Source organism: Pseudomonas reactans, from assembly GCF_013387025.1.
GTDB classification, from domain to species: domain Bacteria; phylum Pseudomonadota; class Gammaproteobacteria; order Pseudomonadales; family Pseudomonadaceae; genus Aquipseudomonas; species Aquipseudomonas reactans.
Map to the genome: position 1 here is coordinate 1 of NZ_JACAQP010000143.1, position 268 is coordinate 268.

A 268-nucleotide genomic window follows, 5' to 3' on the forward strand; every position below is an offset into this window, starting at 1 on the left:
GGATTATTTTGAAATTGTCAGTTATTTATATTCATCCATATCGAATTCTCCAAAAACAAAAAAAAAAGAAATACCATTTTGGCTGGCTCATTATCCATCAAATCCTATAGCAATGATGGAATTTCGATTCCATGAATCTTTGACTGGAATCTATGAGATAGGTGGAATAAAAATTTATACTTAACTTAAATTGTCATTTTTAAGAGATGCAAATGGAACGGAATTGAGAAAACAGTCCTAGAAACAGAATTATCCCGCTTAGGCTTAC

1 protein-coding gene is annotated in these 268 nt (G+C 31.0%); it reads left to right on the top strand.

The features are described from left to right. Window positions 1-184: hypothetical protein (locus HX793_RS32245; RefSeq protein ID WP_218646220.1), on the top strand; the 184-nt coding region annotated here is incomplete at its 5' end. Window positions 185-268: the final 84 nt, after the last annotated feature.